The sequence below is a fragment of the Kribbella kalugense genome (assembly GCF_004365875.1).
GTDB classification, from domain to species: Bacteria; Actinomycetota; Actinomycetes; order Propionibacteriales; family Kribbellaceae; genus Kribbella; species Kribbella kalugense.
This window is the reverse complement of sequence record NZ_SODF01000002.1, coordinates 2,144,492-2,158,271: the sequence shown is the minus strand read 5'-3', so window position 1 is coordinate 2,158,271 and position 13,780 is coordinate 2,144,492. Positions and strand designations below refer to the sequence as shown.

The window sequence follows — 13,780 nt, the reverse complement described above, 5'->3', positions numbered from 1 at the left end:
CCTAGAGTGAGCGCATGAGTAACCCGGCGACTGTTATCGCCGCGGGGGCTGTCGTTTGGCGGGAGCGCCGCGGCACCCGCCAGGTGCTGCTGGTGCACCGACCCCGGTACGACGACTGGTCACTTCCGAAAGGCAAGCTGACCGCGCATGAGCACGTGCTGCTCGCCGCGCGCCGGGAGGTCGAGGAGGAGTCCGGGCAGCAGGTGGTCCTCGGTCCACCGCTCGGCATCCAGCGCTACCCGATCCGGAAGAACGGCGGGATCAACCAGAAGATGGTCCACTACTGGTCCGCCGTACCGGTCAGTGAGAGCGACTTCGAGCCGAACGACGAAGTGGACGAGATCGACTGGCTCCCGGTGGACAAGGCGCGCGCCCAGCTCAGCTACCCCCGTGACGTGGACATCCTGGACGCATTGGACGACGTGGTGCCGGTCGTGGCCACAGTGATCGTGGTCCGGCACGCGGAGGCAGTGAAGCGGAAGGACTGGGACGGCAAAGACGCAGTACGCCCACTCACCAGCACTGGTACGGCGGTTGCCGAGCGACTGTCCGACGTACTGGCAGCACTGGGTGCCGACCGGATCATCAGTAGCGACGCGGAACGCTGCGCCGCGACAGTCACGCCGTACGCCGCCTCCATCGGCCGGCACATCCACCTCTGGCCGGAGATCTCCGAGCGTGGGTACGACGCTGATCCGGACGGCCTGCGTGGTCTGGCCGAGCGCGTGTGGCGGCCGGGCAAGGTGACGGTCGTCTGCTCGCATCGACCGGTGCTGCCGGCGCTGTCCCGGGAGCTGGGCCTGAAGGTCGGCAAGTTCTCCACAGGTGCCTTTCTGGTCGCGCACCGACTGGCTGACGGGCGCGTGGTCCATGAACGCTTCAGGGCTCCCTGAGCACACTGCGACACGGCTCGGTGACGATCCAGGCACAGCCGACGGGGCGGCCGGGTGACACTGGTGGTGACGGGTATGTTCCTACCCGAGGAACCGGCGCCCCACCGGGTGCCGGTCTGAGGAGAGGTTCGGGGCGCACCATGACCATGATGCGAGAACTGACACTGATCGGGATCCGGATGGAATCGCCCAACCGGGCCCCGGTGATGATGCTGCGTGAGACCGAGGGCTACCGCTACCTGCCGATCTCGATCGGCTCGGTCGAGGCCACCGCCATCGCCTACGAGGAGCAGGGCCTGCGTCCGTCGCGGCCGCTCACCCACGACCTGATGCGCGACCTGATCCAGGCGTTCGGCGTCCACATCGAGGCAGTCGAGATCGTCGAGCTGCGCGACGCCGTCTTCTTCGCCGAGCTGGTGCTGGCCAACGGCACCCGGGTCTCGGCCAGACCGAGCGACTCGGTCGCCCTCGCTGTCCGCCTTGGTACGCCGATCCGCTGCACCGAACAGGTACTCCGCGAGGCCGGTGTCGCCACCCCCGAAGAAGAGCAGGCCGAGCTCGAACGCTTCCGCCAGTTCCTCGACAGCGTTGCCCCGGAGGACTTCTCCAGCTGACAACGCCCCCGCGCCGTGCGCTAAGATCCGATCTCGCACTGGCGGCAGGGGTGACCTCCAGGCGCTCTTCACCTGGGGGAATCAGACATGCGCAAGTTCGCCGCGACCGCGGTTGCCGCCGTACTGCTCGGCGCTGTTCAGACCGTGCCCGCCCACGCGGCACCGGCGCCGCCGACCGAGGTGCAGGTCAGTTGGGCCGACGCGGCGACCAGCCTGATGCGGGTGAGCTGGACGGATGCTGGGGCCTCCAACAAGGTACGCATCGAGTACCAGGACGGAACGGTTCCCACGGGCTGGCTGGCTACCTCGGACAACGACTTCAACCATGACTGGGCAGTGCAGTGGGGGAAGACCGCGCGGGTCGCCGTGGTATCGACCGACGCGACCGGCGACAGCGCAGCCGCGTACTCACCCTGGTTCGACACGAACATCCCCGGGGCTCCCACCGTGACCGCCGCGGTTCCGCAGGCCGACGGTTCCCTGCGGCTCACCTGGACCAACCCGCCGGCTCCGAAGGACAGCACGCCGGGCGATCCGCTGGACCTGCCGGTAGGCAAGGTCGGCGAGGTCGTCGTGAAGGTCTGGTCCAGGCCCGCCGACAAGACAGAGCAGTTCTCGCAACCGGTCGGCACCACGACCGCGGTCGTGCCGCCACGCCCCCGTCCGCTGACGTCCCGGGTCATCGCGACGAACGAGTGGGGCGGGTCGTCACCCGACGCGGTCGACTACACGGACATGAAGTTCGCCCTCAAGGCCGGACCGGCGTACGGCGTCTTCGGCAAGCCGATGACGATCTCCGGTATCGCCGGCGCGCTGCTCTGCGACAACCCGGGCAACTGCGGCAAGGGCCGGCTGTTCGGTGGCGCGGGGATTCCGATCACGATGCAGACCAGGGCGAGTGCCGCCAAGCCCTGGGAGTACGCCGGGCGCTACACCTCGTTCGACCTGTCCGGATTCGAGGCACGGCCGGTCGCGGTCGGCGGTCGCGAGTACCGCTTCTACGCCCCGGCCTGGAAGGGCTATTCGACGGTCACGGCGATGGCGATCTCGGGCTCGAAGTACATCCCCACGCTGGCGGACTTCGCGGTGGCCGGGTTCAACGTGCGGACGGCTCAGGTCGGGCAGATGGTGAAGCTGACCGTGGATGTGAAGCCGGGCGGGACCGTGAAGGGCGCGCTGCAGCGGTGGGACGGCAAGTCCTGGCGCAGTGTGCTGACCGTGCCGGTTGTTAAAGGTAAGGCAACGATGTCGATCCGGGCCGCAGGGCGCGGTACGACGACGCAGTACCGTGTTGCCGTCCCGGGGATGACGTATTACGGGCTGCCGATCCAGACCACCGGCAGTCGGGCATTCACCCTGACAGTGCGCTGAGCGTTACCGGAACGTGAGCCAACGGCCGTTTACATCGACGGAGCGTGACGGCTCTTAACTCAGTTCACCTACTGGCCGCCTGTCGGCACGCCAGTCGTCGCACACGCTACTGGAACCGTTCACCGCTCGTTCACCAGCGACGGACCGGTCGGTCACCTGCTCTCCCTACCGTCTGTGGAAGTTCAGAAGTCTTTGATTCCCGCAGAAGGGCAACATTCTCGTGTCCGTCAATAGCCTGCTCCGCGTCGGCTCCGTCGCCGTGGCATCCCTCGGCGTCCTCGCCTTGAGCGCCTGTGGCAGTGACCCGACGCCGTCCGGATCCTCGAGCCCGAGTGGCTCGTCGTCGTCCGCCGGCGCCGAGTGCCCGCAGGGCACCTTGAACGCTGAGGGCTCCTCGGCGCAGAAGAACGCGATCGACGAGGTCATCAGCAAGTACAACGAGAAGTGCGCCGACGTCACGGTGAACTACAACCCGACCGGTTCCGGCGCGGGTGTGAAGCAGTTCAACGCGAACCAGGTCGACTTCGCCGGCTCCGACTCGGCGCTGAAGCCCGACGAGATGACCGCCGCCACCAAGCGCTGCGCGGGTAACCCGGCCATCGACCTGCCGATGGTGATCGGCCCGGTCGCGATCGCGATCAACGTCGACGGTGTCAGCAAGTTCATCCTCGACGGACCGACCGCCGCGAAGATCTTCCAGGGCACCATCAAGACCTGGAACGACCCGGCCATCGCCAAGCTGAACCCGGGCGTGACGTTGCCGTCGGCCCCGATCTCGGTCTTCTTCCGCTCCGACGAGTCGGGCACCACCGAGAACTTCACCAAGTACCTGCAGGCTTCGGGCGGTGGCGCCTGGACCGGCGCGCCGGCGAAGAAGTGGACCGGCACCGGCGCCGGCAAGGAGAAGTCCGCTGGTGTCGCCGAGGGCGTCAAGAGCACCAAGAACTCGATCACCTACGTCGAGTGGTCGTACGCCGTCGACAACAAGCTGACCATCGCGCAGATCGACAACGGCTCGGGCACCCCGATCGAGCTGACCGCCGACTCCGCCGGTAAGGCCCTGGCCGCCGCGAAGCCGGCCGGCACCGGGACCGACCTGGCCCTGAAGCTGGACTACGCGACCAAGGCCGCGGGTGCGTACCCGATCATCCTGGTCACCTACGAGATCGCCTGCACCAAGGGTCTCCCGGCCGAGAAGACCGCGCTGGTGAAGAGCTTCCTGAGCTACTTCGTCAGCAAGGACGGCCAGGCCTCGCTGACCGACCTGAACTACGCGCCGCTCCCGGCCGAGATCCAGACCAAGGTCGACGCTGCCATCCAGGCAATCAGCTGAGTCAGAGTAATCAACTGATCGCGAAGCAGTACTGATGCGAGCCCCGGCCGGTCCGAATCATCGGAAGACGGCCGGGGCTTCGCCTCGTCAGACCCAGACGTGAATCACGACTCAGGCGCTTGGAGCACGATCGATGAGTAGTCCAGACGGCACGGCACCGCCCGACCGGCCGGACGGCACGGCCGCCGGACAGGATCAGCCCCGGATCGAGGATCTGGTCCACGAAGAAGCCGGCCCGATCCCGAAGTTCGGTGGTCTGGCCGAGGAACACGCCGAGCACGAGGCGGAGGAAGCGGCCGAGGTGATGACCGAGTCCGGCCCCGAGTCCAAGGCCTCGGCGGCAGGTACGTCGGGGGCGCCGCCGAGCGGACCCGGCAAGGAGCTCGACCTCGGCCCGGTCGGTCATCTCGGTGACCGCCTGTTCAGCGGGCTCGCCCGCGGCTCCGGTGGCCTGGTGATCCTCATCGTCGCGTTCGTCGGCATCTTCCTGCTGGCGCTGGCGATCCCGTCGCTGGCCGACGACAAGAGCAGCTTCCTGTTCTCCCGGATCTGGGAGCCGGGCGGCGACCAGCCCCGGTTCGGTATCGCGGCGCTCTTCTACACCACCGTGATCAGCTCGATCATCGCGATGCTGATCGCGGTCCCGATCGCGATCGGGGTCGCGCTGTTCATCACCTACTACTCGCCGAAGCGACTGGCCCAGCCGGTCGCGTACGCGGTCGACCTGCTGGCCGCCGTACCGTCGATCATCTACGGCCTGTGGGGCATCCTCTTCTTCGCGCCGATCCTGGGCCCGGTGATCGACGGCCTCTCCTCCGCACTCGGCTGGATCCCGCTGTTCGAGAAGCCGCCGGGCGACAACGTCGGCGTGGTCTTCACCGCGTCCGTCGTACTGGCGATCATGATCCTGCCGGTGGTCACAGCGATCAGCCGGGAGATCTTCCAGCAGACCCCGATCGCACACCGCGAGGGTGCGCTGGCGCTGGGCGCGACCAAGTGGGAGATGATCCGGATGGCCGTCCTGCCGTACGGGCGTTCCGGTGTGGTGAGCGCGTCGATGCTCGGCCTCGGCCGCGCGCTCGGTGAGACCGTCGCCGTGCTGATCATCCTGTCGGTGCCGAACGGCCAGGACCCGTGGAACTCGTCGATCTTCGCCGGTGGCGAGACGTTCGCGTCGAAGATCGCCAACAACGCCGCCGAGTTCGACTCGCCGGAGAAGACCGGCGCGTACATCGCGGCCGGCCTGGTGCTGTTCGTGGTGACGTTCCTGGTCAACTCCGCGGCCCGGATCATCGTCGACCGCAGCACCCCCGGCAACAAGCGGCCCCGCCGTAACCGCCGCGCGGGCGCGTCCACCGCGACCGAAGGAGCCAAGTCATGACCGCGGTGGCCGAGAACAAGCCGGCGTACGAGGGCAAGGCACTGGACCTGTCCGGGAAGTCCGGATCCCGGGCCTTCAAGAACACGCTGGCCACGGTGCTGATCGGGCTGGCCTTCGTGCTGGCGATGATCCCGCTGGTCTGGATCCTCTTCACAGTGATCAGTAAGGGTTACCACCTGCTGCTGAGCGCGGACTGGTGGAGCCAGTCGCAGCGCGGCATCACCGTCCGCCGCGAGGGCGGCGGCGCGTATCACGCGATCATGGGCACGCTGATCATGTCGCTGATCACCGCGGTGATCGCGGTGCCGATCGCCGTCCTCGGCGCGGTCTACCTGGTCGAGTACGGCAAGGGCACCCGGGCCGCCCGCGCGGTCAGCTTCATGATCGACATCCTCACCGGTGTCCCGTCGATCGTCGCCGCGCTGTTCGTCTACGCGGTCTGGATCACGATCTTCGGCTTCAACCGGGTCGGCTTCGCGGTGTCGTTGTCACTGGTGCTGCTGATGCTTCCGGTCGTACTGCGTTCGACCGAGGAGATGCTGAAACTCGTCCCGGACGAGTTACGCGAGGCGTCGTACGCACTCGGCGTACCCAAGTGGAAGACGATCATGAAGGTGGTCGTGCCGACCGCGTTCGGCGGCATCGTCACCGGCGTGATGCTCGGTCTGGCCCGCGTCATGGGTGAGACGGCGCCGCTGCTGATCCTGGTCGGGTACTCCAAGAACATCAACCTGAACCCGTTCAACGGCTTCATGGGCGCGCTGCCGACGATGATCAACCAGGACCGGACCGAGCTGGCGCTGCAGCCGGCCGCGGACCGGGTCTGGGCGGCCGCGCTGACACTGATCCTGCTTGTCCTTGTCCTCAACGTGCTGGCCCGGCTGATCGCCCGGTTCAGCTCGATCAAGTCGAAATAGTCACGAGAGGTTCTGAGTCGATATGGCTAAGCGCATCGAGGTCAGTGGCCTCAACGTCTACTACGGCGATTTCAAGGCCGTGGAGGATGTGTCGATGACGGTCGAGCCCCGCTCGGTCACGGCGTTCATCGGCCCGTCCGGCTGCGGCAAGTCCACCTTCCTGCGGACCCTGAACCGGATGCACGAGGTGATCCCCGGGGCGCGGGTCGAGGGCAAGGTGCTGCTGGACCAGCAGGACCTGTACGCCAGCGGCATCGACCCGGTCGCCGTCCGCCGGGTGGTCGGCATGGTGTTCCAGCGGCCGAACCCGTTCCCGACGATGTCGATCTTCGACAACGTCGCGTCCGGCCTGAAGCTGAACGGCGTCAAGGACCGCAAGAAGCTGACCGAGGTGGTCGAGCGGTCCCTGCACGGCGCGAACCTGTGGAACGAGGTGAAGGACCGGCTGGACAAGCCGGGCGCGGGTCTGTCCGGTGGTCAGCAGCAGCGGCTCTGCATCGCCCGGGCGATCGCGGTCGAGCCCGAGGTGATCCTGATGGACGAGCCCTGCTCGGCCCTGGACCCGATCTCCACGCTGGCGATCGAGGACCTGATCGAGAAGCTGAAGGACCAGTTCACCGTCGTCATCGTCACGCACAACATGCAGCAGGCGGCCCGGGTCTCCGACCAGACCGCGTTCTTCAACCTGGCCGCGACCGGCAAGCCGGGCCGGCTGATCGAGATGGCGCCGACCAAGCAGATCTTCTCCAACCCGACCGAGAAGGCCACCGAGGACTACATCACCGGCCGCTTCGGCTGATCCACCTGTAAAACAACGCCCTGTAAAACAACAACGCCGTACGACGTTGTGCTGCCGGCCGCCGCGATGGGTTCATCGCGGCGGCCGTCGGCGTTTCAGACGCAGACCGTCCGGGCGAAGTTCACCCGGGCCAGCACGTCGGCCGCCTGTTGCGGTGAGCTCACGCCCACGTTGGTGTTGTGGCTGCGGTTGCCGTTCTGCACGGTGACCTGGACGAAGCCGGTCGTCTTGCGCTCCTTGCAGAGCAGGAAAAGCAGGCCGAGCAGGCAGGCCAGGAAGAAGATGATCGCCAGCACGATCGCCCAGGCGGGAATCTTCTCCTCGGTCCGGGACATGTCCATCGCCGACCAGTTCGTCCCGTGGGTCGGCAACACGCCGGCCGGGGTGACGATCCGGTGCTGCTCGACGGAGATGTCGCCGATCGTCACGAGCACCGGTCCGGCCGGCCCAGCCTGCTGGGGCATCTGCGGTTGCTGGTACTGACCGCCGACCGGCGGCGGGAAGGCACCGGATGGCACGCCGTACTGCCCGGGCTGGACTTGCGGGGGCTGGGCTTGCGGGGCTGCCTCGAAAGTGGGCGGCGTCGGGTACTGCACCGGGAGGTGGCGGTCCGGATCGCCACCAGGGTCCTGACCGGGCGCGGGTTCACGAGGGGTCTCAGTCACAAGCCAGACCCTAAGGGTTCCGGGGACCGGTGTGGGGACGTGACCGCGAACCTGTGGAAAAGATAGCCTCTGGGGATTCCACGACGTTCTCAGAAGGGAACCGCGGTGAGCACTCCGACGCCACCTCCCGGCGACGACCAGAACGACCAGGACAGGCCGCAGGACACCCCTGAGACCCCTGGCGAGCAGCCGGGCCAGTACGGCTCCCAGCCTGACCCGTACGGGCAGCAGCCTGACCCTTACGGCCAGCAGCAGGGCCAGCCGGGGCAGTACGGTCAGCCCCAGCAGCCTGACCCCTACGGTCAGCAGCCTGGGCAGTACGGCCAGCCGGGTCAGCCAGGGCAGCCGGGCCAGTACGGGCAGCCTGGGCAATACGGCCAGCAGCCAGGTCAGTCGCAGTACCCGGGTCAGCCGGGCCAGTACGGTCAGCAGCCACCTGGGCAATACGGCCAGCAGCCAGGCGCCTACGGGCAGGGCCAGCAGGGCGGTTACGGCCAGCAGCCGCCTGGGCAATACGGCCAGCAGCCCGGCCAGTACGGCGCTTATGGGCAGCCCGGCTACGGGTACGACGCCGGCGCGCAGCCGCAGAGCAACGCTCCGCAGGTGATGGCGATCATCGGCATCGTCTGCTGGTTCTGCTGCGGCGTGATCTCGATCGTGCTCGGGCTGATTGCTCAGGGCAAGTTCCGCGAGCAGGGCCGGTCGGACACGCTGGCGAAGGTCGCCTGGATCGGCGGCATCGTGTCGCTCGTGCTGTCGGTGGTCAGCTACGCCACTGGCCTGGTCGGCAACTGACGAGCGCCCCCGGCTGTCAATTCAGGTTGCGGGCGACGCCGTACACGGCGAGCAGGACGAGAACGCCCTTCAGCAACCAGTCCGCGGCACGCGGGCTCATCGACAGCCGGGGCAGGCGCACCAGTCGCAGTGACTCGAGCGCCCAGGCAAGCACCTGGTAGCCGAGGGCAACACCGAGGAGCGGGCCGAGCACCAGAATCACGGGGTTGAAGTGCCAGGCGGCGTCCAGATCGCCGCGCAGCAGGGCGGCCGCCATCCGGGTCGACCCGCAGAGCGGGCAGTTCAGACCCGTGGTGGCGTGCAGGAGGCAGGGAACCCCGATCCGCTGGCCGGACAGCTGGTACAGCCCGGCCAGCGCGAACCCGCCGACCCCGACCGCGGACAGGCCCCACACCCGGCGGTCCAACGGCTGGACCGGACCGGCAGGCCGGAGTACGACGCTCTGCGAGAGGCTCACCCGACAACGGTAACTCTCAACACCTGGGATCCGTCCACGGGTCTGAGCCGTCGGACCACTAGCCTGCAAGTCACTCCTCGAGCTATTCAGTAGAAGGGATCGTCGTGAGCACTCCGACCCCACCGCCGGGTTACGGCCCGCAGGACCCGCAGCAGCCGGGTCAGTACGGCCAGCCCGGGCAGCCGGGTCAGCAGCCGGGCCAGCCTGGTCAGTACGGGCAGCAGCCCGGGTATGGCCAGCAGCAGCCTAGGTACGGCGGTCAGCCTGGCTATGGGCAGCAGCAGCCGGGTTACGGGCAGCAGCCTGGGTACGGCCAGCAGCCGCAGTACGGTCAGCAGCCGGGTTATCCCCAGCAGCCTGGTCAGCCGGGTCAGTACGGCCAGCAGCCGGGACAGCCTGGTCAGTACGGGCAGCAGCCGGGCTACGGGCCGTACGGCCAGCCGGGTGGCGGCTTCGGCGGCGGGATCCCGGGCAACCTGGCGGCCTGGCCGAACCGGGTCGGCGCCTGGTTCATCGACTCGCTGATCATCGGCATCCCGGCCGGTATCGGCGGCGCGATCGCCGGCAACACCAGCAACACAGTGGTCGCCATCATCGGCGTCATCTTCTACCTGGCCGGCCTCGGCCTGGCGATCTGGAACATCCTGATCCGCCAGGGCAGCACCGGTCAGACCGTGGGCAAGCAGGTGCTCGGACTGAAGCTCGTCGGCGCCGACACCGGCCAGCCGATCGGCGTGGGCAAGACGTTCCTTCGCCAGCTCACGCACATCCTCGACGGCCTGGCCTGCTACATCGGCTACCTGTGGCCGCTGTGGGACGAGAAGCGGCAGACGTTCGCCGACAAGATCAACAACACCTACGTCATCACGCTCTGACGCTGAGCTCGTGAGCACCCCTCCCTCAGGGCCGTACGACGGTCAGTACCCGCCCGGCCAGCCTGGTCAGTACCCGTCCCAGGGCTACAACCCTTACGGACAAGGCGTTCCGGGCGGGTACGGGTACGCACCGCCCGGCCGACTCGCGGACTGGCCGAGTCGGGTAGGGGCTTCGCTGGTCGACACGTTGCTGCTCGCGGTCCCGTCCATTGCGGGTGTCCTGGTCGCGCTGGTCATCGACGGCGATCAGGACGAGCTGGGCACCGGCGGCGGGATCGCGATGATCGCCGGGTTCCTGGTGGCGTTCGGAGTCTGGGTCTGGAACCGCATCGTCCAGCAGGGCCACACCGGCCAGTCGTTCGGCAAGAAGGTGACCGGACTGCGGATCGTCGACGCTCAGACCGGTCAGCTGATCGGCATGGGCAAGAACCTCGGTCGCGAGGTGCTGGCCCAGATCTTCAACCAGCTCTGCGTCCTCAACGTCCTCTGGCCACTCTGGGACGACAAGCAGCAGACCTGGCACGACAAGATCGTCAACGACGTCGTCATCAAGGGCTGACGTCAGTGGGAGCGTAGGAGCCCGGCGCAGGTCACTGCCCACAGGACGCTGGTGAAGGTACCGATGATGAAGCGCTCGGCGACGGCCTGCGGCGTGACGGAGGCGGGCTGGTCGGGGCTGCGGAGCTCCGGGTACCGGGCCAGGCCCTTGATCGCCAGCACTACAGCGATGCCTTCCGGCCAGCCGGCGACCAGTGAGGCGTAGATCGCGGTTCGCTCGAGGGATCCGATCAGCGCGCCACCCCGCAGTACCTCACCGGCCTGCTGTGTCGACTGGGCGCGAGTGTTCCTCCGGTCGACCAGGGCGAGCACAGAGGTCGTCAGCGGCCCACCGCCGGTCACTGCCAGCCCTCCGCCCAGCAGGAGCAGTACGTTCCACCAGCGCTCCGGCCAGCCTGCCACTCCGTGTCCTGCGAGCAGCAGGACCCCGGCAGCGGCCAGACAGGCCAGCATCAGCCCGCTGATCGCGATCTCGAGGTTGGAACCGGAGGCCTTGGGCACCCAGGCGAGTACGGCGAGGACCAGCCCGGCGGCCGTCAGCGACAGGACCAGAGCCGTCACGCAGCGACCCCAGCCTCTAGCAAGTCCGCCGCCAGCACCCGTCCACGCTGCTCCTCCGCGAACCCCGCGGCCTGTGCACGTTGGGTCACCGCCGACTGGCTGATGCCGAGTTTCACGCCGATCTCCCGCCTGGTGAGTCCTTCAGCCAACAGATCCGCCACAGCCCAGCCACGCGCGCTCCGACGCCGCAGTACGGACGCCATCAGCCACAGCACCGTCTCCACCTGCTCCGCGACGCCCGCATTCGCCCCGACCACGTTGACGTGGTGCGGGCTCGACTTGGCCCGGTTCACCGCTTCCCGTGCGAACACGTACGCGTCGCCGCTGCCGGCCCTGGTACTACGGGGCAGCGGCTGGGTCACCTCGCCGACGCCGAGTCCGACGTACCAAGAGTCTGCGCGGAGCAGCTCGACGATCACGTCGATAGTGGGCCGGGCCTCGGAGAGCACACCCTGCACCTCGTCGCCGGCGGTCCGCTCGAACTTCCGCAGCAGTCCGGTCCGACGCGGACGGCGGTTCAGGGAGTTCAGCAGCTCGGGTACGAGATCGCGCGTGCTCCGGCTGCCGCGCTGATCTACCGTGAGAACGAAGACCATCGCCCTGCACCTCCTCCTTCTGAACGGCTTAAGGCTACAGTCTTATTCACGTAGAGTGAAGGACAAAACCTGAATCGGTTCAGCCAATTACTCACCGTGTCCGGCCCGGATGCGGTAAATCCGGGCCGGACGACGGCTCAGACCGGCTCAGTCGGCGAGTGGCAGGTGCAGCTTCTCCTCGGCGTACGCGCGGATGTCGGCGGTGATCCGCATCGAGCAGAACTTCGGCCCGCACATCGAGCAGAAATGCGCGGTCTTCGCGGGCTCAGCCGGCAGCGTCTCGTCGTGGAAGGACCGGGCCGTGTCCGGATCCAGCGACAGGTTGAACTGGTCCTCCCAGCGGAACTCGAACCTTGCCTTGGACAACGTGTCGTCCCAGTCCTGCGCGCCCGGGTGTCCCTTGGCCAGATCCGCTGCGTGGGCAGCGATCTTGTACGTGATCACGCCCGTCTTCACATCATCACGATCCGGCAACCCGAGGTGTTCCTTCGGCGTGACGTAGCAGAGCATCGCCGTACCCAGCCAGCCGATCTGGGCTGCGCCGATCGCCGACGTGATGTGGTCGTACGCCGGTGCCACATCAGTTGCCAACGGCCCCAATGTGTAGAACGGCGCCTCTCCGCACAGCTCTTCCTCGAGCCGCACGTTCTCGGCGATCTTGTGCATCGGAACGTGTCCCGGGCCTTCGATCATCACCTGTACGTCGTGTTCCCAGGCGATCCGGGTCAGCTCCCCCAGCGTCCGCAGCTCCGCGAACTGCGCCGCGTCGTTCGCGTCCGCGATGCACCCCGGCCGCAACCCGTCCCCGAGCGAGAAGGTCACGTCGTACTCCCGCAGAATGGAGCACAACTCCGCGAAATGCGTGTACAGGAAGGACTCCTGGTGATGCGCGAGGCACCAAGCGGCCATGATCGAACCACCCCGCGACACGATCCCAGTGATGCGCTGAGCGGTCAGCGGGACATACCGCAGCAGTACGCCGGCATGCACGGTCATGTAGTCCACGCCCTGCTCGCATTGCTCGATCACCGTGTCGCGGTACACCTCCCACGACAGCTCGGCCGGATCGCCGTTCACCTTCTCGAGCGCCTGGTACAACGGCACCGTCCCGATCGGCACCGGCGAGTTCCGCAGGATCCACTCCCGCGTCTCGTGGATGTTCTTGCCGGTGGACAGGTCCATGACCGTGTCCGCTCCCCACCTGGTCGCCCAGACGAGTTTCTCGACTTCTTCCTCGACCGAGCTGGTGACGGCCGAGTTGCCGATGTTCGCGTTCACCTTCACCAGGAACTTCTTCCCGATGATCATCGGCTCGCTCTCCGGGTGCCGCCGGTTCGCCGGGATCACGGCCCGGCCGCGGGCCACCTCGTCCCGGACATACTCCGGATCGACGCCCTCCCGGACGGCGACGTACCTCATCTCCTCGGTGATCGTCCCGGCTCGCGCATGCCCGAGCTGGGTCAGTCCCGAGCGCCCGGCGATCCAGTCCCGCCGCAACGCGGGCAAACCGGCCTGTACGTCGATCCGCGCCGACGCGTCCGTATACGGACCGGACGTGTCGTACAGGTCGAAGTGTTCGCCGTTCGTGAGTTGGACGCGACGAGCCGGTACGCCGAGCTCCCCGCGGTAGATCTTCTCCGAGCCCGAGATCGGACCCGTGGTGACGGCCGGACGAATCGTGCTGACATCCACCATGCTGCTGCTCCCTACGCCGGAATTACCCGGACAGGTTCGGCGGTCGGCGGCGCCGGCAAAGAATCCCAGCCGCCCTCTCAGCCCACTACGGTGCGAGCTCCCGCGATTTCGAGTTGTGACCGCCACCCTAGGGCATGGGTGATGGTTCCGCGACGTGGCGAGCAGGTGCTCGGTGCGGTGCATCGGCGTGCGGGAGCGAAGGTCTCGATGCGGAGCATCGTGGCCTTTGCTCACGTGCGGCGAGGTGCCGTGCCGAGTGCCGCGCAGTAG

At 67.5% G+C, this 13,780-nt stretch carries 15 protein-coding genes; 10 read left to right on the top strand and 5 right to left on the bottom strand.

The features are described 5' to 3' along the window. Positions 1-14 precede the first annotated feature (14 nt). The 7 genes from EV650_RS28155 (at position 15) to pstB (ending at position 7,308) form a co-directional block, all read left to right on the top strand. Positions 15-893 carry an NUDIX hydrolase gene (locus EV650_RS28155; protein ID WP_134121982.1) on the top strand — a complete coding sequence of 293 codons (879 nt, stop codon included), beginning with the start codon at positions 15-17 and terminating at the stop codon, positions 891-893. Positions 894-1,033: 140 nt separating this feature from the next. Beyond that, entirely contained in the window at positions 1,034-1,507 is a 474-nt protein-coding gene (locus EV650_RS28150) for a bifunctional nuclease family protein (RefSeq protein WP_134121981.1), read from the top strand. A gap of 87 nt (positions 1,508-1,594) precedes the next feature. Further along, the gene (locus EV650_RS28145; protein ID WP_134121980.1) at positions 1,595-2,878 is read left to right on the top strand and encodes a hypothetical protein; all 1,284 of its coding nucleotides are present in this window, start codon (positions 1,595-1,597) and stop codon (positions 2,876-2,878) included. 220 nt (positions 2,879-3,098) lie between these two features. After that, entirely contained in the window at positions 3,099-4,211 is a 1,113-nt protein-coding gene (pstS, locus tag EV650_RS28140; protein WP_134121979.1) for a phosphate ABC transporter substrate-binding protein PstS, read from the top strand. 304 nt (positions 4,212-4,515) lie between these two features. Beyond that, positions 4,516-5,592, top strand: coding sequence for a phosphate ABC transporter permease subunit PstC (pstC, locus tag EV650_RS28135; protein ID WP_134122728.1), 1,077 nt, complete (start codon positions 4,516-4,518; stop codon positions 5,590-5,592). After that, positions 5,589-6,509 carry a phosphate ABC transporter permease PstA gene (pstA, locus tag EV650_RS28130; RefSeq protein ID WP_134121978.1) on the top strand — a complete coding sequence of 307 codons (921 nt, stop codon included), beginning with the start codon at positions 5,589-5,591 and terminating at the stop codon, positions 6,507-6,509. Before pstC ends, pstA begins: the two co-directional genes overlap by 4 nt. 22 nt (positions 6,510-6,531) lie before the next feature. After that, the gene (pstB, locus tag EV650_RS28125) at positions 6,532-7,308 is read left to right on the top strand and encodes a phosphate ABC transporter ATP-binding protein PstB (RefSeq protein ID WP_134121977.1); all 777 of its coding nucleotides are present in this window, start codon (positions 6,532-6,534) and stop codon (positions 7,306-7,308) included. A gap of 95 nt (positions 7,309-7,403) precedes the next feature. Here the strand turns inward: pstB and EV650_RS28120 are convergent, their stop codons facing one another. Continuing rightward, positions 7,404-7,973, bottom strand: a complete 570-nt coding sequence (locus EV650_RS28120) for a hypothetical protein (RefSeq protein WP_134121976.1) — start codon at positions 7,971-7,973, stop codon at positions 7,404-7,406. Positions 7,974-8,078: 105 nt separating this feature from the next. On the opposite strand from EV650_RS28120, the gene EV650_RS40740 reads away from it, so the two are divergent. Then, positions 8,079-8,768 (top strand): DUF4190 domain-containing protein, encoded by a 690-nt coding sequence (locus EV650_RS40740; RefSeq protein ID WP_202874951.1) that lies wholly within the window; start codon positions 8,079-8,081, stop codon positions 8,766-8,768. 16 nt (positions 8,769-8,784) lie between these two features. Here EV650_RS40740 and EV650_RS28110 read toward each other — a convergent pair whose 3' ends face one another. Then, positions 8,785-9,225 carry a DUF2752 domain-containing protein gene (locus EV650_RS28110; RefSeq protein ID WP_134121975.1) on the bottom strand — a complete coding sequence of 147 codons (441 nt, stop codon included), beginning with the start codon at positions 9,223-9,225 and terminating at the stop codon, positions 8,785-8,787. Between the two features lie 104 nt (positions 9,226-9,329). Between EV650_RS28110 and EV650_RS28105 the strand changes: the two genes are divergently transcribed. Together EV650_RS28105 and EV650_RS28100 are read left to right on the top strand one after the other, a co-directional pair. Further along, positions 9,330-10,100, top strand: a complete 771-nt coding sequence (locus tag EV650_RS28105; RefSeq protein WP_134121974.1) for an RDD family protein — start codon at positions 9,330-9,332, stop codon at positions 10,098-10,100. A 10-nt stretch (positions 10,101-10,110) separates the two neighbouring features. Continuing rightward, positions 10,111-10,659 carry an RDD family protein gene (locus tag EV650_RS28100; RefSeq protein WP_134121973.1) on the top strand — a complete coding sequence of 183 codons (549 nt, stop codon included), beginning with the start codon at positions 10,111-10,113 and terminating at the stop codon, positions 10,657-10,659. A gap of 2 nt (positions 10,660-10,661) precedes the next feature. Here the strand turns inward: EV650_RS28100 and EV650_RS28095 are convergent, their stop codons facing one another. The 3 genes from EV650_RS28095 to thiC all read right to left on the bottom strand — a co-directional run bounded on the left by EV650_RS28095 (position 10,662) and on the right by thiC (position 13,510). Continuing rightward, complete coding sequence (locus EV650_RS28095) at positions 10,662-11,219, bottom strand: hypothetical protein (RefSeq protein WP_134121972.1); 558 nt, start codon at positions 11,217-11,219, stop codon at positions 10,662-10,664. Then, the gene (locus tag EV650_RS28090; RefSeq protein WP_134121971.1) at positions 11,216-11,815 is read right to left on the bottom strand and encodes a transposase; all 600 of its coding nucleotides are present in this window, start codon (positions 11,813-11,815) and stop codon (positions 11,216-11,218) included. The genes EV650_RS28095 and EV650_RS28090 overlap by 4 nt, the downstream gene beginning before the upstream one ends. A 147-nt stretch (positions 11,816-11,962) precedes the next feature. Beyond that, entirely contained in the window at positions 11,963-13,510 is a 1,548-nt protein-coding gene (thiC, locus tag EV650_RS28085; protein WP_166678301.1) for a phosphomethylpyrimidine synthase ThiC, read from the bottom strand. Positions 13,511-13,780 lie beyond the last annotated feature (270 nt).

Coding starts and splice junctions, on each gene's coding strand:
- EV650_RS28155 (WP_134121982.1), top strand. CDS start 15: ATGAGTAACCCGGCGACTGTTATCGCCGCGGGGGCTGTCGTTTGGCGG.
- EV650_RS28150 (WP_134121981.1), top strand. CDS start 1,034: ATGACCATGATGCGAGAACTGACACTGATCGGGATCCGGATGGAATCG.
- EV650_RS28145 (WP_134121980.1), top strand. CDS start 1,595: ATGCGCAAGTTCGCCGCGACCGCGGTTGCCGCCGTACTGCTCGGCGCT.
- pstC (WP_134122728.1), top strand. CDS start 4,516: ATGACCGAGTCCGGCCCCGAGTCCAAGGCCTCGGCGGCAGGTACGTCG.
- pstA (WP_134121978.1), top strand. CDS start 5,589: ATGACCGCGGTGGCCGAGAACAAGCCGGCGTACGAGGGCAAGGCACTG.
- pstB (WP_134121977.1), top strand. CDS start 6,532: ATGGCTAAGCGCATCGAGGTCAGTGGCCTCAACGTCTACTACGGCGAT.
- EV650_RS28090 (WP_134121971.1), bottom strand. CDS start 11,815: ATGGTCTTCGTTCTCACGGTAGATCAGCGCGGCAGCCGGAGCACGCGC.
- thiC (WP_166678301.1), bottom strand. CDS start 13,510: ATGGTGGATGTCAGCACGATTCGTCCGGCCGTCACCACGGGTCCGATC.